General features: G+C 38.5%; 20 protein-coding genes. 10 read left to right on the plus strand and 10 right to left on the minus strand.

The features are described from left to right. Positions 1 to 24: 24 nt before the first annotated feature. From B2906_RS07095 to B2906_RS07120, 6 genes are all read right to left on the minus strand, one after another. Entirely contained in the window at positions 25 to 507 is a 483-nt protein-coding gene (locus B2906_RS07095) for a hypothetical protein (protein WP_144607193.1), read from the minus strand. A 166-nt stretch (positions 508 to 673) separates the two neighbouring features. After that, positions 674 to 1,291, minus strand: coding sequence for an ABC transporter ATP-binding protein (locus B2906_RS07100; RefSeq protein ID WP_286936477.1), 618 nt, complete (start codon positions 1,289 to 1,291; stop codon positions 674 to 676). Between the two features lies 1 nt (position 1,292). Next, a complete protein-coding gene (lpxA, locus tag B2906_RS07105) occupies positions 1,293 to 2,072 on the minus strand; it encodes an acyl-ACP--UDP-N-acetylglucosamine O-acyltransferase (RefSeq protein WP_091654712.1) in 780 nt (259 codons plus the stop codon). After that, positions 2,069 to 3,463: a bifunctional UDP-3-O-[3-hydroxymyristoyl] N-acetylglucosamine deacetylase/3-hydroxyacyl-ACP dehydratase gene (locus B2906_RS07110; protein WP_091654710.1), complete on the minus strand. Its 1,395-nt coding sequence runs from the start codon at positions 3,461 to 3,463 to the stop codon at positions 2,069 to 2,071. The genes lpxA and B2906_RS07110 overlap by 4 nt, the downstream gene beginning before the upstream one ends. A 35-nt stretch (positions 3,464 to 3,498) precedes the next feature. Next, the gene (gene lpxD / locus B2906_RS07115) at positions 3,499 to 4,521 is read right to left on the minus strand and encodes a UDP-3-O-(3-hydroxymyristoyl)glucosamine N-acyltransferase (protein ID WP_219958208.1); all 1,023 of its coding nucleotides are present in this window, start codon (positions 4,519 to 4,521) and stop codon (positions 3,499 to 3,501) included. Positions 4,522 to 4,541: 20 nt separating this feature from the next. Further along, entirely contained in the window at positions 4,542 to 5,765 is a 1,224-nt protein-coding gene (locus tag B2906_RS07120; protein ID WP_219958209.1) for an HD domain-containing protein, read from the minus strand. A gap of 58 nt (positions 5,766 to 5,823) precedes the next feature. On the opposite strand from B2906_RS07120, the gene B2906_RS07125 reads away from it, so the two are divergent. The 3 genes from B2906_RS07125 to B2906_RS07135 are packed head-to-tail and all read left to right on the plus strand — an operon-like array spanning position 5,824 to position 9,019. Beyond that, positions 5,824 to 7,380, plus strand: coding sequence for a PglZ domain-containing protein (locus tag B2906_RS07125; RefSeq protein WP_091654706.1), 1,557 nt, complete (start codon positions 5,824 to 5,826; stop codon positions 7,378 to 7,380). A 6-nt stretch (positions 7,381 to 7,386) separates the two neighbouring features. Then, positions 7,387 to 7,824 (plus strand): tRNA (adenosine(37)-N6)-threonylcarbamoyltransferase complex ATPase subunit type 1 TsaE, encoded by a 438-nt coding sequence (tsaE, locus tag B2906_RS07130; protein WP_219958210.1) that lies wholly within the window; start codon positions 7,387 to 7,389, stop codon positions 7,822 to 7,824. Further along, positions 7,808 to 9,019 (plus strand): alanine dehydrogenase, encoded by a 1,212-nt coding sequence (locus B2906_RS07135; RefSeq protein ID WP_091654703.1) that lies wholly within the window; start codon positions 7,808 to 7,810, stop codon positions 9,017 to 9,019. The genes tsaE and B2906_RS07135 overlap by 17 nt, the downstream gene beginning before the upstream one ends. Here the strand turns inward: B2906_RS07135 and B2906_RS07140 are convergent, their stop codons facing one another. After that, on the minus strand, positions 9,020 to 9,493 hold the full coding sequence (locus B2906_RS07140; RefSeq protein ID WP_219958211.1) for a response regulator: 474 nt from the start codon (positions 9,491 to 9,493) through the stop codon (positions 9,020 to 9,022). 203 nt (positions 9,494 to 9,696) lie between these two features. Between B2906_RS07140 and B2906_RS07145 the strand changes: the two genes are divergently transcribed. The 6 genes from B2906_RS07145 to B2906_RS07170 all read left to right on the plus strand — a co-directional run bounded on the left by B2906_RS07145 (position 9,697) and on the right by B2906_RS07170 (position 16,480). After that, positions 9,697 to 11,967 carry an Rv1355c family protein gene (locus B2906_RS07145; protein WP_219958212.1) on the plus strand — a complete coding sequence of 757 codons (2,271 nt, stop codon included), beginning with the start codon at positions 9,697 to 9,699 and terminating at the stop codon, positions 11,965 to 11,967. Beyond that, positions 11,967 to 12,680 carry a hypothetical protein gene (locus tag B2906_RS07150; RefSeq protein WP_219958213.1) on the plus strand — a complete coding sequence of 238 codons (714 nt, stop codon included), beginning with the start codon at positions 11,967 to 11,969 and terminating at the stop codon, positions 12,678 to 12,680. Before B2906_RS07145 ends, B2906_RS07150 begins: the two co-directional genes overlap by 1 nt. Continuing rightward, entirely contained in the window at positions 12,677 to 14,008 is a 1,332-nt protein-coding gene (locus B2906_RS07155; RefSeq protein WP_286936531.1) for a 7TMR-DISM family protein, read from the plus strand. Before B2906_RS07150 ends, B2906_RS07155 begins: the two co-directional genes overlap by 4 nt. A gap of 90 nt (positions 14,009 to 14,098) precedes the next feature. Then, positions 14,099 to 14,788 (plus strand): sensor histidine kinase, encoded by a 690-nt coding sequence (locus B2906_RS07160; protein ID WP_339816682.1) that lies wholly within the window; start codon positions 14,099 to 14,101, stop codon positions 14,786 to 14,788. Continuing rightward, positions 14,781 to 15,866 (plus strand): hybrid sensor histidine kinase/response regulator, encoded by a 1,086-nt coding sequence (locus B2906_RS07165; protein WP_091654694.1) that lies wholly within the window; start codon positions 14,781 to 14,783, stop codon positions 15,864 to 15,866. The genes B2906_RS07160 and B2906_RS07165 overlap by 8 nt, the downstream gene beginning before the upstream one ends. 74 nt (positions 15,867 to 15,940) lie before the next feature. Beyond that, entirely contained in the window at positions 15,941 to 16,480 is a 540-nt protein-coding gene (locus B2906_RS07170; protein ID WP_091654693.1) for an inorganic diphosphatase, read from the plus strand. A 16-nt stretch (positions 16,481 to 16,496) separates the two neighbouring features. On the opposite strand, the gene B2906_RS07175 is transcribed toward B2906_RS07170, so the two are convergent. Together B2906_RS07175 and B2906_RS07180 are read right to left on the minus strand one after the other, a co-directional pair. Further along, a complete protein-coding gene (locus B2906_RS07175) occupies positions 16,497 to 16,955 on the minus strand; it encodes a hypothetical protein (protein WP_219958216.1) in 459 nt (152 codons plus the stop codon). Continuing rightward, positions 16,942 to 17,547: an ACP phosphodiesterase gene (locus B2906_RS07180; protein ID WP_219958217.1), complete on the minus strand. Its 606-nt coding sequence runs from the start codon at positions 17,545 to 17,547 to the stop codon at positions 16,942 to 16,944. Before B2906_RS07180 ends, B2906_RS07175 begins: the two co-directional genes overlap by 14 nt. Before the next feature lie 60 nt (positions 17,548 to 17,607). Between B2906_RS07180 and B2906_RS07185 the strand changes: the two genes are divergently transcribed. Continuing rightward, positions 17,608 to 19,536, plus strand: a complete 1,929-nt coding sequence (locus tag B2906_RS07185; RefSeq protein ID WP_219958218.1) for an AAA domain-containing protein — start codon at positions 17,608 to 17,610, stop codon at positions 19,534 to 19,536. 17 nt (positions 19,537 to 19,553) lie between these two features. Here B2906_RS07185 and B2906_RS07190 read toward each other — a convergent pair whose 3' ends face one another. Continuing rightward, positions 19,554 to 20,090, minus strand: coding sequence for a DUF4924 family protein (locus tag B2906_RS07190; RefSeq protein WP_091654681.1), 537 nt, complete (start codon positions 20,088 to 20,090; stop codon positions 19,554 to 19,556). Positions 20,091 to 20,105 lie beyond the last annotated feature (15 nt).

Here is a 20,105-nt window from a genome sequence, read left to right on the forward strand (position 1 = left end):
TTAATTTTAGGTTTTAAATCCAGATTATTTTTTTACCAAATTGAATACATAGCTTCCTGCCACTGCAAAAGTACCGTTGATTCTGGCTCCTGGTGCAGGAATATTGAATTCCAATCGCAAATTATCTCCTGTGCGTGTAAATGAAATCTCCCGACCTGCAGCTGGTTTGGCTCCGGTTAGACTGAATTTGTCAAAGTTGGTTCCCGCAAATGACCAGTTCCCTGAATTGTCAAACAAGTCATTATTATTTCTTGTGGTATAGGTTTTTGCAGAACCTGAATTTAAAATCAGCTCGAAGTTTTGATATTGATCTGTCACTGTAGAACCACTTCTGGTAACAGAACCACCTCCTGCAATTCCCCAAGTCTGAGAACCTGAACCAGTCAAAGCTTCTACAGCTAACTGTTCTGGCGTCTTCTGTGGTGTTGGAGCCGGCTTGTCACCACATGCAAATAAGATCACTGTAAACAATGAAATCAGACTTAAACTAAACAATGATTTTTTCATATACTTTTTATTTCTTAAGCTTAAATTCCAATGATTAGAGGCTTTTCTTCCAGAGGCTATAATTAGATTTTTAAATCTAATTTCCCTAAGATAAACTCTAAATTAAATTGAAATTAGAATTAATCCTCTAAAATTAACTATATCATTTGAAGTTCAAAGAATAGCCTTATTTATAATCTTCCAATACCAGTTTTTGTTGACAAAATTCATACTCTCTGGATTCATTGGAGCAAACAATTAAGATCTGGTTCTGAGCAAATTTTTCCACCATTTCCAAATACCAGTTTATCCCTTTTTTATCGAGATTAGAAGTGGGTTCGTCGAGAAGGACCAAGTCAACATCTGAAAAAAGTGCCAATCCAAGCTTTAATCTTTGTTTCATTCCTGAAGAAAACTGGGATATGGGTTTATTCATATGTTGCTCCAGGTATAAAATCTGCAACATTTCTTCCAAGCTCAAATTGCTTTTAGGTTTTTTGAATTTGAAATGAAATTGCAATACTTCCTTGAGGCTAAATTCCTCTGGAAGCTCCAAATATGGTGCTGCAATAGTTAGGAATCTAAACCAGTCAGAATCAGGAATAGGTTTGTCTTTTAGGAAAGATATTTTTCCGGAACTCAATGGGATGGACCCTGCAATACATTTGAGAAGTGTGGACTTTCCCGAGCCATTACTTCCAGTGATTGCTAGTGAATCACCGGATTGAAGCGATAAATCCAGATTTTTAAAAATCCATTCGTATTGAAAGCGTTTTGAAGCCTCTTCGAGTTGGATTTTCAGCATTTTAATTGATATAGCCTTTCATTACTCCTCTTTCTGAAGATCGGATAAAATTCAGAATTTCATCTCTTTCTTTGGTTGCAGGAAGGTTTACTTCAATTTCTTCCAAAGCCTTACTGTTATTGAGGCTGTTTAAGAAAAGATATCTATATACTTCCTGTATATGTGCAATGGTTTCAGAGCTGAAACCTCTTCTTCTCAGTCCCAATGAGTTTACACCGGCATAGGAAAGTGGTTCCCTTGCAGCTTTTGTGAATGGAGGAACGTCCTTTCTCACCAATGAACCGCCTGAAATCATGGAGTGCATTCCTACCTTGACAAATTGGTGAATGGCACTAGATCCACCCACAATTGCCCAGTCATCGATGGATACGTGTCCAGCAATTTGTACTGAGTTGGCGATGATTACATGGCTTCCGATCACACAGTCATGTGCAACGTGTACATAAGCCATTAGAAGGCAGTTGCTTCCTATTACTGTAGTCTGCTTGTCAACTGTTCCCCGGCTGATAGTAACACACTCCCTAATGGTAGTATTATCACCAATCACTACGGTAGAATCTTCTCCTTGAAATTTTAAGTCTTGAGGAATACCTGCGATCACTGCACCTGGAAATATCTTGCAGTTTTTTCCAATTCTTGCGCCTGGGAAAATCGTAACATTAGGGCCAATCCAAGAATTTTCTCCAATGATTACATCTTCATGAATCATGGTAAAGGGATCAACGTGGACATTTTCTCCAAGTTGAGCTTTTGGGCTTACATGAGCTAATGGGCTGATCATGATTCTTTTCTAGTTATACTGGCTGTCATAACTGCCTCACAAACCAATGTGTTACCCACATAGGCCTCTCCTCTCATTTTTGCAATTCCTCTTCTGATAGGCGCTAAAAGTTCACATTTGAAAATCAGTGTATCTCCAGGAAGTACCATTTTTCTAAACTTACAATTCTCGATTCCCAAGAAGTAAGTCCAATAATTTTCAGGGTCATCTACTGTGCTTAGTACCAAAATACCACCCGTCTGCGCCATTGCCTCCACTTGGAGCACACCTGGCATCACTGGATTGCCCGGAAAATGACCCAAGAAAAACGGTTCATTCATCGTTACATTTTTCACTCCAGCAACTACCGTATCATCTAAGTAGATGATTTTATCCAACAATTGGAAAGGATATCTATGAGGAAGAATATTGGAGATCTGATTGATATCCATTACTGGTGGAAGTTTTGGATCGTAGTGTGGAATGTGCGAAGCTCCTGCCTTTTCCATAGCTCTTTTTAGCTTTTTTGCGAAAGCTACGTTGGCAGCGTGCCCTGGTCTTGCAGCTAAAATTTGAGCCTTCAATGGTCTTCCAACCAATGCCAAATCTCCTACTACATCCAAAAGCTTATGTCTTGCAGGCTCATTTCGGTAGCGAAGATCAACATTATTAAGGATGCCTTCCTTTTTGACCTCAACTCTTTGCTTGTTGAACATTTTGGCTAGATGCGCCAGTTCTTTTTCTTCAACTACTCTGTCGACAACGACAATGGCATTATTTAAGTCTCCTCCTTTAATTAAGTTGGAGTTGTAAAGCATTTCTAATTCATGCAAAAAGCAGAAAGTTCTGCATGATGCGATCTCAGTTTTAAATTGTCCGATATCTGTAATGGACGCATGCTGACTTCCCAAGACTGGAGAATTGTAGTCAACCATGACGGTCACTCTATAATTGTCGGTTGGAAGAGCAACCATTTCTACTTCTCTGGAAGAATCCTTGTATTGGATACTTTCCTGAACTTCAAAAAATCTTCTCAATGCATTTTGTTCTTCCAGCCCAGCGTCTTCTAGCACCTCAATAAATTGAATGGATGAACCGTCCATGATAGGAGGTTCTGGACCATCCAGCTGAATTAGCACATTGTCTATTTCCATGCCAACCAAAGCAGCTAGAACATGTTCTACAGTGTAAACGCGTGCTCCGTTTTGCTCAAGCGTGGTGCCTCTGGATACGTCTACGACCAAATCGCAGTCTGCATCCACAGTAGGCATTCCTTCTAAATCTATTCGCTGAAACTTAATACCGTGATTGGGTGGAGCAGGTAAAAAAGTCATGTTGGAAATGACTCCTGTATGTAGGCCAACTCCTGACAATTCAACCTGTTTCTTTATAGTGTGCTGTTTTACTTTCATTATTTCTTAGCCATTTAAATGCTAGGGCCGCAAAATTAAGGCTTTTTTTCGAGTTCTTTGATTCTGTTCTCTAGGTCGTCCAAATTTTTGAATATAGAATAAGACTTTAAAAACTGTTTCATGTCAAATCCTATGTAACCAAATAATGTTTGCCCAGGTGATTTGATGGACTTACTTACACCCGTGTTGGCTCCGATAGTAGTGTTGTCCGCAATTTTAATATGGCCTACAATTCCTGCTTTTCCGGCGATAACACAGTTTTTTCCAATTTCTGTGGATCCTGAAATTCCTGTTTGGGCAGCAATAACAGTATTTTCACCTATTACAACGTTGTGGGCAATTTGTACCTGATTATCGATTTTCGCTCCCTTTTTGATTAGGGTTGAGCCCATGGTTGCGCAATCAATAGTTGAATTAGCTCCAATACTGACATTGTCCTCTATGATTACGTTTCCTATTTGCGGGATAGCTTTATATGATCCATCTTCTTGAGGAGCAAAGCCAAAACCATCCGAGCCTATCACGGCACCAGGATGGATTTCACAATTTTTACCAATTTTGGTGTCGGTACAAATCCTGGCGCCAGAATGAATGATGGTATTATCTCCAATCTCTACATTGTTTCCAATGTATGCATGAGGATGAATTTTAACCTGATTTCCGATTTTGCAGTTTTTTCCGATATAGGAAAATGCACCTCTGAAGTGATTTTCTCCAATACTGGAACTTGCGTCCATGAAGCTTGGCTCCTCTACTCCCGAAAAAGACGCTTTTGAAAACTGGGCGTAAGCTTCAAGAAGAGCTGTAAATCCCAAATAGGCATCTTTTACCCGAATCAGATTGGTCTTGTAGGTTTTTGAAGGTTTGAACCCTTCTGAAACAATAACTGCAGTAGCTTGAGTTTGATAAAGGTAGGGTTCGTATTTTTCATTGGAAAGGAAGCTAATTCCGCCCGCTTGGCCTTCTTGAATTTTGTCAAGACGGCTCACTGTCAAGCTTTCATCGCCTTCTACTTTTCCATTCAATAATTCGGCTAACTGCCTTAAAGTAAATTCCATACAGCAAATGTATTGATTGTCTAAATTAGACTTTTGGCTTTACATATATAGTGTTTTTCGACGATTTTGCTCATCACTTTGATGTTAGGCAAGTCTGCCGCTTGAGCCACGTCAATTACTTTTCCTTTCTTGGTAAGAATATTAATCCGGTCTTTGATCAAATATCCATAATTGCTCACAGTTCCATGGGAAAAGAAATAATCCAAATCCTCTTCAGGAATCCCTAATTTTTGAATCGCTTTTCTTTTTGAGCTTTCAATTTCCTTTTTTGTAAAAGGGTCATTTTTCAGGCTTATTTTGAAAAGATTCCTCGTTAAAAACATCCTGGAAATACTTCTGAGAACATAATCATCCGATTTTTTCCAAAGTTTGATAGCTCCCCATAGATCCAAATCATCTAACTCCAAGAAAATCTTCAATAAATCAGGATTGCTTTGAAAATCCTGTAAGGTATGTTCATTGCCCAATAGATAATCAAACTCCTCGGAAATTGGGAAATTGGCACCCCTGATTTTTAAGTCTTTTGCTCTTTGGATCAGGTTTATCAGCATTTTTTCTGCACTCACGGTAGTCTTGTGCAAGTAAACCTGCCAATACATTAGCCTTCTGGCGCTCAGAAAGTTTTCTATAGAGTAAATCCCTTTTTCTTCAATGACTACCTGATCGTCTTTCACATCCATCATCTTGATGATACGGTCTGCCCCGATCGTACCTTCAGAGACACCCGTGAAGAAACAATCTCTTTGAAGGTAGTCTAGCCGATCAATATCCAACTGACTGGAAACCAGCTGATGGAAAAATTTCCGTTCATATTGATTCTTAAAGATTCTTAAAGTCAGATCAAGTTTGCCACTTAATTCTTGATTTAAGAGTTCTATAATCAGTAATGACAGTTCCTCATGCGGAACTGATTTTAAAAGACTATATTCCAATGCATGGGAAAAAGGGCCATGACCTATGTCATGAAGCAGAATTGCAATTAAAGCTGCTTCATACTCAGGGTCTGAGATTTCGGTACCTTTATTCCTGAGGTTATCCAAAGTGATGCTCATTAAGTGCATTGCACCCAAAGCATGGTGAAATCGCGTATGTAAAGCACCGGGGTAGACAAAATCTGTCAAACCCAATTGCTTGATCCGGCGTAATCTTTGGAAATATGGATGATCAATGATTGTAAAAATCAACTCGCTCGGAATGGTGATAAAACCATAAACGGGATCGTTGAGTATTTTCTGGCTTTTCAAGGAGGCCTGTTTTGTTTACCCAAAAGTAATTATAATTTTAAAAGAAACGGAATCCGCTATGTCGCAAAAATCCAATATTCTATGGGCCGATGATGAAATTGACCTTTTGAAGCCACATATCCTTTTTTTGGAACAAAAAGGCTATGCTATCACTACCGTTAATTCTGGCATAGATGCGATAGAAGAAGTCGAAAAACGAAATTTTGATGTCATTTTTCTAGATGAAAATATGCCAGGGATGACTGGCCTGGAAACTTTACAGCAAATCAAACAGATTAAGCCTCAGATTCCAGTTGTCATGATCACCAAAAGTGAGGAGGAGCATATCATGGATGATGCGATTGGAGGTAAAATAGCTGATTATCTGATTAAGCCATTGAATCCAAGCCAAATTTGGCTTTCAGTGAAAAAGATTCTTCAAAACAGACAGTTGATAGAAGAGAAAACCACTTTGAGTTATCAGCAAGATTTTATGAATATCAGTATGGCCTTTGGAGATGCAGAGGATCATGAGGACTGGGCAAATATTTATAAGAAATTGACCTACTGGGAGCTTCAGATTGACGATACTGAAAATAAGAGCATGCAGGAAGTTTTGGAGTCACAAAAAACCGAAGCAAACGCGTCTTTTGCCCGATTCATCAAAGACAACTACCTAGACTGGCTGGAAGAAAAAAACACAGATAAACCTTTGCTTTCCCATCAAGTGATGAAAAAGAAAGTGTTCCCTAAGGTCAAAGAAGGGAAGCCTCTGTTCTTTATTGTGATTGACAATTTAAGGTTGGACCAGTGGGAAGAGATCGAGTCCTTAGTTTCTCCATATTTCAATATTCAGGAAAAGGAAACCTATTATAGTATCCTTCCTACCACCACGGCTTTTGCTAGAAATGCGCTCTTCAGCGGGATGATGCCTATGGATATGGCTAGATTTTATCCCAACCTATGGGAAGATGAGGATTCTGATGAAGGGAAAAATAATTTCGAGGAAGATTGGTTGAAGATTAACTTAGAAAAAAGCAGGGTACAAGCGAAGCATTCATATCATAAAATAATTCAAGCCAATCAAGGAAAGGCTGTTTTGGATCAGTTTCACTCTTTGGTTCAAAATGAGTTAAATGTCCTAGTTTATAATTTTGTGGACATGGTATCTCATGCGAGGACAGATATGAAAATGATTAGAGAGCTTGCTCCTGATGAATCGGCTTATCGCTCTCTAACCAAAAGTTGGTTTGAGCATAGTAGCTTATTTGATCTGTTGAAAAAGATTCAACTGGCAGAAGCAGATGTAATCATCACTACTGATCATGGAACCAAGAGAGTCAATAAGCCATACCGAATAATTGGGGATAAAAATGTGACTACTAACTTAAGATATAAGCAAGGGAAAAACCTGAATTTTGAAGCAGGCAAGGTTTTCGAAATAAGGAAACCTGAAGATGCCAAGCTACCCAAGCTTAATGTTTCCTCAAGTTATGTGTTCGCTGTGGAGGACTATTTTTTCGCGTATCCAAACAATTACAACTATTATGTGAACTATTATAAGGATACTTTTCAGCACGGTGGCGTATCTTTGGAGGAAATGATCGTTCCGATCGTTTATCTCACAGCAAAATAGAGAGTTTTGGATAGTAAGATTTACGAGTTAAAAGAGCTGGACCAAATAGCCCAATGGATTATTGATTTTGCCCAAAACGAGAAGCTTTGGGTGTTTCAGGGCGATATGGGTGCTGGAAAAACTACATTGATCAAAGCATTGGGTGAAAAGTTTGGACTTGCATCTCAGGTAAGCAGTCCTACTTTCGGGATAGTCAATCATTATGAGCTTTCTGGAAAAGCTCCTATTTATCATTTTGATTTTTATAGACTGGAAAAACCTGAGGAAGCTTTGGATATAGGAGTGGAGGAATATTTTGAAAGCGGGAATTATTGTTGGATGGAATGGGCCGAAAAATTGGGAGGTTTTATTCCAGATCATTTTTTATTGATTAAAATTGAGTATTATTCTACTTCAAGTAGAAAAATCACACTTCAACATTATCGGGATGTCGACTCAGATTAATGAACTCACCGCTGTTGGACTAATTCCAAAAGAATCTCCTGCCAAAGTAAAAAGAGGGAAGGGCGGGCTGACTATTGGTATACCCAAAGAGCAATCTGATGAAGAAAAAAGAATCGTATTGACCCCGGAAGCAGTAGGATTACTGACCAACAACGGGCTGAATGTGATTGTGGAAAGTGGAGCAGGACTGGCTTCCAAGTTTTCAGATCAAGATTTTTCAGATGCAGGAGCGAAGGTGGTTTACTCTTCAAAGGAGGCTTTTCAATCTGAAGTAGTACTGAAAGTTGATGCGCCAAGCTTAACGGAAATAGAATCCATGAATCAGGGAGCATGTCTGATTTCAGCTCTGCAAATTGGAAAGCAGAATAAAGAGTTTATTGAGGCTTTGAATGCCAAAAAGATCACTTCGGTTGCTTTTGAATACCTAGAGGATAAAGTAGGTGGGATGCCGGTGGTAAGAGCCATGTCGGAGATCGCAGGCAGTACTGTGATGCTGATAGCTTCGGAATATTTATCCTCCGTCAACGATGGTAAAGGACTGATTATGGGAGGTGTTACGGGTGTGCCACCTACTCAGGTTGTGATTATAGGTGCAGGCACGGTGGCGGAGTATGCGGCTAGAACTGCCTTAGGACTTGGGGCAAATATTAAAATTTTTGATAACCATATATACAAGCTTCGTAGGTTGAAGCAATTGCTGGGTCAGCAGGTTTATACTTCGACTATTGATAATTTGACCCTAACTCAGGCTCTTGCAGAGGCTGATGTGGTGATTGGTGCCCTGAGAGCAGAGAAAGGAAGAAATAAGGTGGTGGTCAGTGAAGAAATGGTTGCCAACATGATGCATGGCAGCATTATCATTGATGTGGGAATTGATCAGGGAGGATGCATTGAAACTGCACAGATGACAACCCACAGTGACCCTGTGTATTTGAAACATGATATTATTCACTACTGTGTACCTAATATTGCTTCCAGAGTATCGCGTACTGCATCCTATTCTTTGAGCAATATTTTCACCCCAATTGTTTTACAAATGGCGGATTTGGGTGGTGCTGAAGAAATGATTTTTAATTACCGATGGTTTCTGCGAGGGGTATATACTTACAGGGGAAGCTTAACCAATGCTTATTTGGCAAGGAAATTTGATTTAACTCACAAAGAATTACAATTACTCCTTGCTGCGAGGTATTGATTAGGAAAGGAGGTTTTGCCTCAATAAAAATTCTAATTGATCATTTGCTTTGATCAAAGCCTGAGTCAAGCGCTCGTTTTCTCTTCGTAATGTGTAGATTTCAAAAGCGTTTTTGATGACTGTTCTGAGGTAATCTTCTTCCCAAGGCTTGGTCAGATAATGATACACTTGACCTTTGTTAATTGCATCAATTACAGCTTGTATGTCTGTGTACCCTGTTAATAATACTCTTATTGGATTTGGATGAATTGGGATGATTGATTCTAAAAATTCCACGCCAGTTTCCTCTGGCATTCTTTGGTCGGTAATGATAATGTCAATTTCTTCCTTGTCTAAAATCTCACGTCCTTCTTTGGCAGAAATAGCGAGAAAAATTTTATAGTCTCTTCGGAATGTAGCTTTAAATGCTTGAAGATTATTCTCTTCATCATCTACATATAAAATCTTAATTTTTTCTTCTGCCTTGGTTTCCATTCAATTCTTGACTTGAATACAAGTTAATCGTAATTCTAAATAATTGCTTTTTTTATTTAAAAACAAACAAATTCTATTGTGGCCTTAAACTTGATATGGATAAAATAGGTTATTCCTATAAAAATAATTTTCATTTTCATTTGAGAAATGAAATCAAAAACTAACTTTACAATGCATATCACCCAATCTGCACACTAAATTAGATGTTAACCACACCAAGCTATTCATTGTCCGATCAAGTATACCCGGTTATTTTAAATCCCAGAAATCGAGATGATCAGGAGAAAATAGTTGATTTGAAAAATAACCCTCAGATTCAGGTAATCAATCAAATCAATAGTCAGGTTGGCGATTTAATCAAATCACGGCATCCAGCAAAAACTTTTTCCAAGGAAGAGTTAAAAGCAGAGATTGAGAATTTTTTTGAAGAAAATCCCAAGGAGTCTTATGGGAATTGGGTTTATTATCCCTGGAAGTATGCGCTAGTTCATCTTTTGCCTGAAGAAGAATTTATTCGGGTTAGAACACTCAGAAACAATTATAAAATTACTCCTCAAGAGCAAAAAGAGCTCGCAAAGAAAAAGGTTGGGATAGTAGGACTCTCTGTTGGGCAAAGCATTGCTTTAGCCATGGCTTTGGAAAGAAGTTGCGGAGAAATGCGTTTGGCAGACTTTGATCATTTGGAATTGAGTAATCTCAATAGGTTAAAAGCTGGAGTTACAAGTTTGGGAGTAGAGAAGATAGTTATTGCAGCAAGAGAAATTGCAGAGATCGATCCCTATCTGAAGTTAACTCTATTTCGAGATGGTATCACAGAAGAAAATATTGACTCATTTTTTTCAGAGCAGGGAGAGTTGGATTTGATTATCGATGAGTGTGATAGTTTGGATATCAAAATTCTACTCCGAAAAACAGCCCAGAAATATCAGATTCCTCTAATGATGGATACATCTGATCGGGGAATGTTAGATATAGAAAGATTTGATTTGGAGCCGGAGAGGCCAATTTTTCATGGGTACCTGGGAGATATAAATTTAGATACGCTAAAAAATCTGACCAATAAGCAGAAAGTTGCCATTGGATTGAAGATGACTGGGGTAGATACTCTTTCTCCGAGGATGAAAGCTTCACTTTTGGAGGTTGGGCAAACTATTAGCAGTTGGCCACAATTAGCTTCTGCAGTTTTTCTGGGTGGGGCTTCAGTGGCTCATGTTGCTCGAAAGTTATTGGTGGGTGAACCGGTTGATTCGGGAAGATTTTTCGTGGATCTTGACGAAATCATCAAATTGGATCTTCCTGAAATTCAAGAAGAGCGAGAGGTAGTTCCAGTTAAGAATGGAGATTTTTTAGGTAGCATTCCCAAAAATATCATTCCATCAGGTTACGTCCTAAACAAGGAAGAACTTAATGGATTGGTTGAATTTGCCAATTTGGCTCCTTCAGGGGGAAATATTCAACCGTGGATATGGGTGTTCGATCAAAATGGAGTTTTGCACCTTTTCCATGACAAGGAAAGAAGTCACTCCATGCTGGATTATAAAGGCACCGGTTCCTTGATTGCTTTTGGCGCGGCTCTTGAAAATATCAGACTCCACTGTGCAAAATCAGGAATTGAGATCGAAATCATTGAACACATACAGGATTTCGAGGAAGATCTGATTGCAAGCATACGCTTTATAGTTAAGCATAATCAAAAAATCAAAGTTCATAATGGAGAATTGGTAGATGGAGTGGCAATCCGATGTACCAATAGAAAGAATGCATCCAAGGTAGATTTGACACCTGAGCAGATCCAGCTTTTTCACGGATATGCGTTGGCAGAAGATATGCCGATGGAGCATATTTCCGCAAAGTCGGACTTGGAAAAGCTATCCGGCATCATTGGCGGGATGGATAGAATGCGCCTTTTTCACGATCAGGGACTTAAAGATTTTATCAATGAAGTAAGATGGAATGATAAGGAAGCAAGAGAAAGTCGGGATGGAATAGATATAGCAACATTGGAATTGAGTGGGGCGGAAAGAGCTGCAATGGGCTTATTAAAAGATCCGAGGACAGTTCGTTTTTTCAGGAAGTTTCTGATGGGCTATGGCCTCACCAAAATTTCCCATGATACAATCATGTCAAGTTCCGCCATGTTTTTGCTGCAAGGAAAAGAATTTACTCCTCAAGAATACCTTAAAGCAGGAAAGGTTCTTCAGCGGATTTGGATCAAGGCCAACATGATGGAGATTAGTTTTCAGCCAGTGACAGCGGCAATGTTTATTTTTCACCAAACTCTTAGGGAAAAAGACCATGGCTTCACTAAAGAAGAGGTGACTATGATCAAAAAATACAAAGCAGAATTCAATACTTTGTTCAACAGGGAAAAAAGTAATGAAGAATTATTTATGTTTAGACTTAATTTCGGAGGAGAGCCAAGTATGAGATCCTATAGAAGGGAAGTCGAAGATACATTAATTACCATTAACTGATGTTCACCTTTAAAGCATTTAGGGCAGTTGATGAGCCTGAAATATGTGATATGTTTATTGAAGGACATGCAAATGTTCTTAAAGAATATGGTGTCACCAAGGTAACTTCCTCCAATAATGATTGGAAATATAACCCATTCGTTTTCGTGGTAACTGTTCACGATAATTCTACTGGACAAGTAGTAAGCGGATTAAGAATACACGTAGCCGATACAGAATTTCCTCTTCCTCTTGAAGGTGCAATTGCACCAGTTGATTCTAAAATTTTTGGATTAGTCGGAGAATATAGAGAAAGAGGAGGGACGGGGGAAATCGGAGGATTATGGAATAGTAGAATGATTTCAGGTTATGGTATAGGTGCCATTTTTCTTTCGAGGACATCTTTAGTAATTGCAGAGCAATTAAATGTTCCGACTTTATTTGCTCTCTGTGCGGAATATACCTTAAAACCTACCCTTCAGAAGGGTTTTGAGATTGAGGAAAACATTGGTAATAATGGTACTTTTTTTTACCCGAAACTGGATTTAGTAGCAACTTTGGCAGTTTTGAAGGATGTAGAAAATTTACCTTTAGCTCTCCCAGTTGAAAGGGAGTTTATTCTTGATTTAAGAAAAAATCTTGAATGTACCAGGGTTGAAGAAACCTTGAAAGGGCCAGTAGAAATTACCTATCAATTGAAAATTAAAAATACTGACTGGAGAGTTAAACCATGATTTCGATAATTACTTTTATTTGGGCTTTTTTTCAAGCTTTAAACCCTGTCATCTTAAATGGAGAAATAGTTCTTCTTGATAGGTATGAATACTTGATATTAGAAGAGGATAAAGACATCAAATTTCAGGAAATCATTGAAAGAAATGATTTCACTAAAATAGATCAACAAAGCAAAAATTTCGGAATCAACAATGATGTAGTATGGTTGAAATATGTTGTAGAGAATAATTCTGAAAAAGAAGGAAAATATTTTTACATCAACAACTCTTCATTGGATAGCTTAGAATTATTTGTTGTAAGCGAAAATGAGATTTTGGAATCCTATGTAGGAGGTAGATTAGTAGATTTTTATTCAAAACCGATTTTATCCAAATCAATAATTTTTGATATAAATCTCCCGATAGGAAAAACTTCTGAGATTTTTTTAAAAGTTAAAAGTGTAAATAAAAAGATTATTACATCCACGATAACGAATAGAAATTATCTAGAGAACCTGATAAATAGAGAGAATATACTATTTGGGATATTTACTGGTGTAATTGTAGGATTATTCTTTTATAATTTATTCCTATTCTTTTCTGTAAGAGATAAATTATATCTCATATATGTGATTCACACCGTATTGGTGTGGTTTGCGCAATCATCAATACTAGGTTTTACACAGGAAATATTCTGGCCCAATGTGGTTTGGTTAAACTTGAGATCTGGAGTTATTTTTTCATCTCTGGTTAGTATAGTTGGGATTTGGTTTTTAAGAGTGTTTTTGTCAACAGATAAATTCATACCCAAATTGGATAAGGGCTTTTACTTTATCTATCTCGTCTATGCTTTTATCTTAGTTAACGCCTTTTTCTTTTCCATCACAGTGAGTTATCAGACCTTATTGGTAACTCAAAGTATAGTCGTTTTATATGTTTTATTGGCAGCTTTTGCTGTTCAGAAGCAAGGCTATCGACCTGCTAGATACTATTTGCTAGCTTGGTCTGTGTTTATGTTAGGTATTTTCCTTTTCGTTTTGAGCGAAATGGGAATCATACCAACTAATGATTTGACTGCCTACATTATGCCTTTAGGCTCTGCATTGGAAGTTGTGTTACTCTCCTTCGCACTTGCTGATAAGATTAATATTTTAAAGAAAGAGAAGGAGAAAGAGCAGGCAGAACGCCTAAGAGTATTGAAAGAAAATGAGCAATTGATCCGTGAGCAGAATACCATGCTCGAAGAAAAAGTAAGAATCAGAACGGATGAATTGGAACAGGCTCTAAGAAATCTTCAAAATACCCAAAGTCAATTAGTCAGTCAGGAAAAAATGGCCTCACTGGGTTAGTTAACTGCTGGTATTGCACATGAGATAAACAACCCAATCAACTTTGTAAGTTCAAATATTACCCCACTCAAAAGGGATATTGCAGATATCATGGAAGTGATCGAGTTCTACCGTGAAACTGGTATGAACGAATTCAAGGAGGAGTCCAAGAAAAAAGCGAAAGACCTGGAAGAGGAATTAGAACTGGATTATGTACTGGACGAAGTAGATCAACTCCTCAAAGGGATGGAAGAAGGAGCAAAGCGTACAGTGGAAATTGTCAAAGGTCTCCGTTTATTCTCCAGAGTTGACGAGCAGGATGTCAAGAAAGTGGATATCCACGATGGGATTAATAGTACAATTATTCTCTTGAACAGCTCAATACCTGGTAAAATCAGGATTGTCAGGGATTTTGCTGAACTTCCTATGGTGGAATGTCTGGCTGGAAAAATCAATCAGGTATTCATGAATATTATCAACAATGCAGTTCATGCATTGAGTGATCATATTGATACAGTCAAAGATCCAAAAATTGAAATCCGCACCAAATCTTTGGGAGATCATGTGGTGGTGGAAATCGAGGATAATGGCCCAGGAATGCCAGATCATGTAAAACAGAGGATTTTTGAACCATTTTTCACTACCAAAGCAGTTGGGAAAGGCACAGGTTTGGGGCTTTCAATTGTTTATTCTATTATTGAAAATCATAAAGGAACTTTAGAAGTAAACTCTGAAGTGGGTCAAGGGACAACTTTTATAATTACACTACCTATTTATCAAAGCTCATCCAAGTATGAATAACCATATACATGTGCTTTATATTGATGATGAGGATAACAACCTCAAATCATTTAGAGCCTCGCTAAGGAAAGATTTCAAGGTTTTTACTGCCATAGATGCAGAAGAAGGTTTGCAAGTTGCCCAGACTGAGGAGATACATGTAGTAATTGCGGATCAGCGCATGCCTGGAATGACAGGTACAGAATTTTTTGAAAAGCTCATTCAAATCAATCCCGACCCAATTCGTATCCTGCTCACAGGGTATTCCGATATCGCCAGTGTCATCGATGCGATCAATAAGGGCGAAGTTTATCGATTCATTGATAAACCATGGAATATCGAGCAAATTAAGAACTCCATTAAAAATGCCGCGGATATTTATTTCATGAGGCAGGAGTTAAAAGAGAAAAATATACGCCTGAAAAAGCTGCATACCGAAATGAATCAATTTGTCTACAGTCTTTCTCATGAGCTCCGTGGACCTTTGATGAGTATTTCCGGTGTTTCAAAATTGGCGAAAATGGAAGTCTCCGATCCCAATATTTTGGAATATTTTGAAATGATAGATTCTGCCACCACCAAGTTGGATGATTTTATCTACAAAATGCTAGATTTCTATAGGTCTACCAAGATTGACCATAAAGTAACTGAGATCAAATTCAGGGATGTGCTTGGACAGCAAATGGAGGCCTACAAAGCAAAATTCAATCTATCTGAGTTTAATGTTTTGACTCAGGTTAATCAAGATGAGCTTTTTTACTCTGATGATGCAAAAATCAGAGTAATCTTGAATAACCTATTTAGCAACTCAGTGCAGTTCCAGAAGAATGAACAAGGGGAAAAGAAGATCTCTATTACCATAGATGTCAAAGATGGACAGGCTATCATCATGCTGGAAGATAATGGGATTGGAATAGATGACCGACATCATCCGGAAGTGTTCAACTTGTTTACAAGAGCTACCCAGAAGAATGTAGGAACAGGCTTGGGACTTTACATGGTCAAAGAAGCTGTCGAGCAATTGGGTGGAAAAATCGAGTTAAGATCTATTCTAAATGAAGGAACTACCGTTAGAGTAGTACTGCCGAGCTTGAATTAAGAATACTTTTCTGGGGTTTTTAGGAGGAAAGCGTATCTTTGCACCCTCACTTTTTATAAACAAAAAGAAAAATTATGATTAACCCTTGGCATGACGTCAATATCGGGAAAGATGCTCCCGAATATGTGATGGGAGTGGTGGAAATTCCCAAAGGAAGTAAAGGTAAATACGAACTTCACAAAAAGTCAGGAATGTTGATGCTGGATAGAGTTCTATTCTCTGCCGTGCACTATCCTGCCAATTATGGATTCATTCCCCAAACATTCTGTGAGGATCATGACCCTTTGGATATTTTGATTATTTCTCAAATAGATATCCCTTCCATGTGCCTAGTTGAGGCTAAGGTCATAGGCGTGATGCGCATGGTGGATGGCGGAGAGGCAGATGATAAAATTATCGCTGTAGCTGCCGGAGATCAGTCTGTGAATTATATCAATGATATCGATGAGCTACCTCCTCATTTGATGAAGGAAGTCCATCGATTCTTTGAAGATTATAAGAAGCTCGAGAATAAAGAAGTAAAAGTGGAGGATTTCCTAGGTAAGGAAGATGCTTTGAGAATTATTCGGGAAAGTATCGAACTTTACGATAAGAATTTCAGAAACCAACGATAAGATAAAGCCTGAGCAATCAGGCTTTTTTGTTTTTCACCTTTTTCTTAGGAGCTTTTTTTACAAGATAATTAACTAGGTCAGGATAGGCATGATGCTCATGGTTGGAGACAGAAATTGACTGTTGGTCTGAAAATGCTATAGTCAATTGCTTGAATTCCTTTTTATTCGCGATTACTACTTCTTCTTCCCAAGCTAAAATTTCAGCAATGGGGTAGGCTTTTTGAAATCCTCTTAAAGGAAGTTTGACGATAATTTGATCCCTTCCAGCAGTGATAAAACGAAAACCCGCAAGCATTTTTACCAACAGCATCAATAGCACTAAAGTGATCAAAGATGCAGCAATCAAGTAAAACCATAGGCCAAAAGAACCCTTGTAAGCAAAATCTCTGAGGATCAGAATCAGACCTGCCAAAAGAGCGACAACAATAATTCCCAATGAAAAGTAAGTGGATCCTTTCGGTTTAATGACGATCATGAGCTTTATGTAATTCCAGTAGTTTTCCGTAGGCAAAAGTCTCTAAATCCTTGAAAAAAGCGAAGAAAATCACTTCAAATTCAGCTTCCCTGTCTAACAAGGCCAAATGAGCTTCCTCCATTTTTGAATTAAAGGTGGTTCTTTTGGACATGCCAGTCAGTGATCTTCTGATGCCTTCTACAGTTCCATAGTGCAATAGCCAATTGTCTTTTCTCATCCAGTAATACATCTTTGCAAAGCGCTCCGGGAAGATGTCTTCATACCCATCCAATGTTGAATAGGTCTTCTGGATAAAATCTTCTATAGAGATTGAGGAATAGTTTTTCCAGTTTTTGATCAGAAAATAATCAAAAAAGATATCCGTAATCACGGTGGAATAGTGTCCAAATTTTGGTCTAAGATAGGATTGCCCTGCTTTGACCAATGGATGTGAGTCGGTAAAGTAATCTATCTCCCGATGTAACAAGATTCCGGAGATAATGTCCTCTTCAAAATCTTTGATCTGTTTCCCTTTTACAAAATCAGCTATGAAATTCCCGACGAGAATCTTTTCTTCATTAAAAGACAGAAATGCATGTGCGAGGAAATTCATAGAATGTTTAGACTTAGAAACTCTTTGCCTTTTGATTAGTTTCGCCTAAAATACGGATTGATGGACAAAGTCACAGAGGAATTAAAAAAAGGGCTGAAACTTTTGAAGCAAGAATGGCAAGAAGACCTGGCTCAATACAAGAAAAAGTTTTTAAATACTTCTCTGGCGGATAAGAAAAAAGAGGGGATTACTTGGCATCCTATTCAGGTGAAAAAGGCTAAAATAGGAATGGGAGAGAGACTTTTGGTAGAAATAGAAAAGTTGGATCAAAGCCAAAACTCTGCTTTTCAATCCGGAAAATCTGTCGCATTTTTCTCAACCCAAGATGGCTATGCCTCTTCTGAAAACCGAGTGAATGGAGTGATCAATCAAGTAAAAAAAGACACGATGATTGTTACGCTTCAGGCTGATGAACTCCCGGAATGGATGGATAGCAGCCGTTTGGGTGTTGACTTATTGTTTGATGAGGCCAGCTATCGAGAGATGGAATTTGCCTTGAAAAGAGTCATTGAGGCAGATAATCTTCGGCTTAAAGAGTTGAAAGAAACGCTCTTGGGATCGCGAACCCCAATATTCTCAGAAAACACAAGAAGTGAATCGGAAGGTTTAAACTTTTCCCAAAACCAAGCTTGCCTAAAAATCGCCAATGCAAAGGATGTGGCGATAATTCATGGACCTCCCGGAACAGGAAAAACCACTACTTTGATCAAAGCTATTTCGGAAGCTACAGAAAAAGGATTATCCGTTTTGGTTTGTGCCCCTAGTAATGCTGCGGTGGATTTATTGGTAGAAAAGTTGACAGATTCAGGAATCTCTACTCTCCGATTGGGTCATCCTGCGAGAGTGGAGGAAAAGATTTTGAACCAAACTTTGGATGCAAAAACAGCTTTTCATGAAAGTTACAGAGATCTGAAAAAACTTCGAAAGGAAATTGATCAGTATCTAAAGCTAGCCAAACAATACAAGCGAAATTTTGGACCTGAAGAGCGCAGACAGCGAAAGTTGTTGTTTGATGAAGTGGGGAGAATCCGGGAAGCTGCTAAGCATCTGGAAGAATATATTTCCTTTGACATTTTTCAAAAAACACAAGTTTTTGCCTGTACGCTGGTTGGCGCCTCGTCCTATCACTTGAAAGGGATGGCCTTTGATGTGGTATTTATCGACGAGGCAGCCCAGGGATTGGAAGCAGCAACTTGGATTCCAATCCTGAAGGCTAAAAAGGTGGTTTTTGCTGGTGATCACTTACAACTCCCACCCACAATCAAATCCTTTGAAGCTGCAAAAGAAGGTTTAGCGATTACTTTGATGGAAAAAGTCATTCAAAGAAAGCCTCAAGTGGCGGAGCTCTTACAGGTTCAGTATAGAATGAAAGCCGAAATCATGGGGTTCTCCAATGAGTATTTTTATGGGGGGAAATTGAAAGCTGCTAAAAATACAGACCTTCATGTATTCGAAAATGAAGCAGTCTTGGAGTGGATAGATACCGCGGGAGCTGGGTATTCAGATCGGCAAGAGGAGGAAAGCCTTAGCACCTTCAATCCTGAGGAAGCCAGCTTTACCTGCAAGTATTTAAATGAACTGATTAAGCGGATCGGCATTTCAAAATTTAAGGAAAACGGCTGGACTATAGGTTTGATTGCTCCGTATTCTGCCCAGGTAAGATACTTACGAACATTGATCTTTGAAACTTATGATTATCCCAATTTGAAGGCTTTTGCCGATTTGATCACCATTGATACTGTAGATGGATTTCAGGGGCAGGAGCGGGACTTGATGATCATTTCACTGACTCGGTCCAATGAGAGAGGAGAGATTGGTTTTTTGGCAGATGAACGAAGGATGAACGTAGCTATTACCCGATCCAAAAGGAAGCTAGTTTTAATTGGAGATAGCAGTACTTTGGCTATCAATCCTTTTTTTGATTCACTGCTTGGGTATTTTGAAGAAAAGGGAGGGTATAGGAGTGTTTGGGAGTTTATTGACGTATGAATCGATCCTTTTTCAAATCAATTTCTAGAAACCTTTTCCTGCTGATAGACCAAATTCAATAAGCTTAGAACTTCACCAAAGGCTTCAGCTGATTTCAATTGCTCATCCGATATTTTCTTGCCCAGTAGTCTGCAAAGCAAAAGTCCATAGACCCCGTTGAGGCAGATTTGGATTTCATTTCCCAGGTCTTTCCCATCAGCCTCCATTACAGCTTGTAGAATATGAGGCTTGGCTTTTTGATAAGTTTGGAAATAGGTTTGATCCGATTTAAGTAACTGCCAGTGCAGTTGGGAAAGCTCAGCAACCAATTTTTTACTTTCCTCCAAATGGCCTTTCTCCATAATTCCTTCTTTCTCCATTTGATTTCTGAAGTCCTGATACCAATTAAAAATGGTATTCTTTTCCTTTTCTTCAACGGGAAAGTGAGAAACTACATATTGCCGGATTTCCTCCAAATTACCCTGAAAAGACCGAATCAAGTCCTCCTGTTGATAGAGATAGATGATGTATTCGGCGATGTTTTGGGATTTTTTGTTTTCGGCTATGGATTTCATGGATTAAAATATTTT

The organism is Algoriphagus sp. UBA3586, assembly GCF_002376385.1.
In the GTDB taxonomy this organism is placed as follows: domain Bacteria; phylum Bacteroidota; class Bacteroidia; order Cytophagales; family Cyclobacteriaceae; genus Algoriphagus; species Algoriphagus ornithinivorans.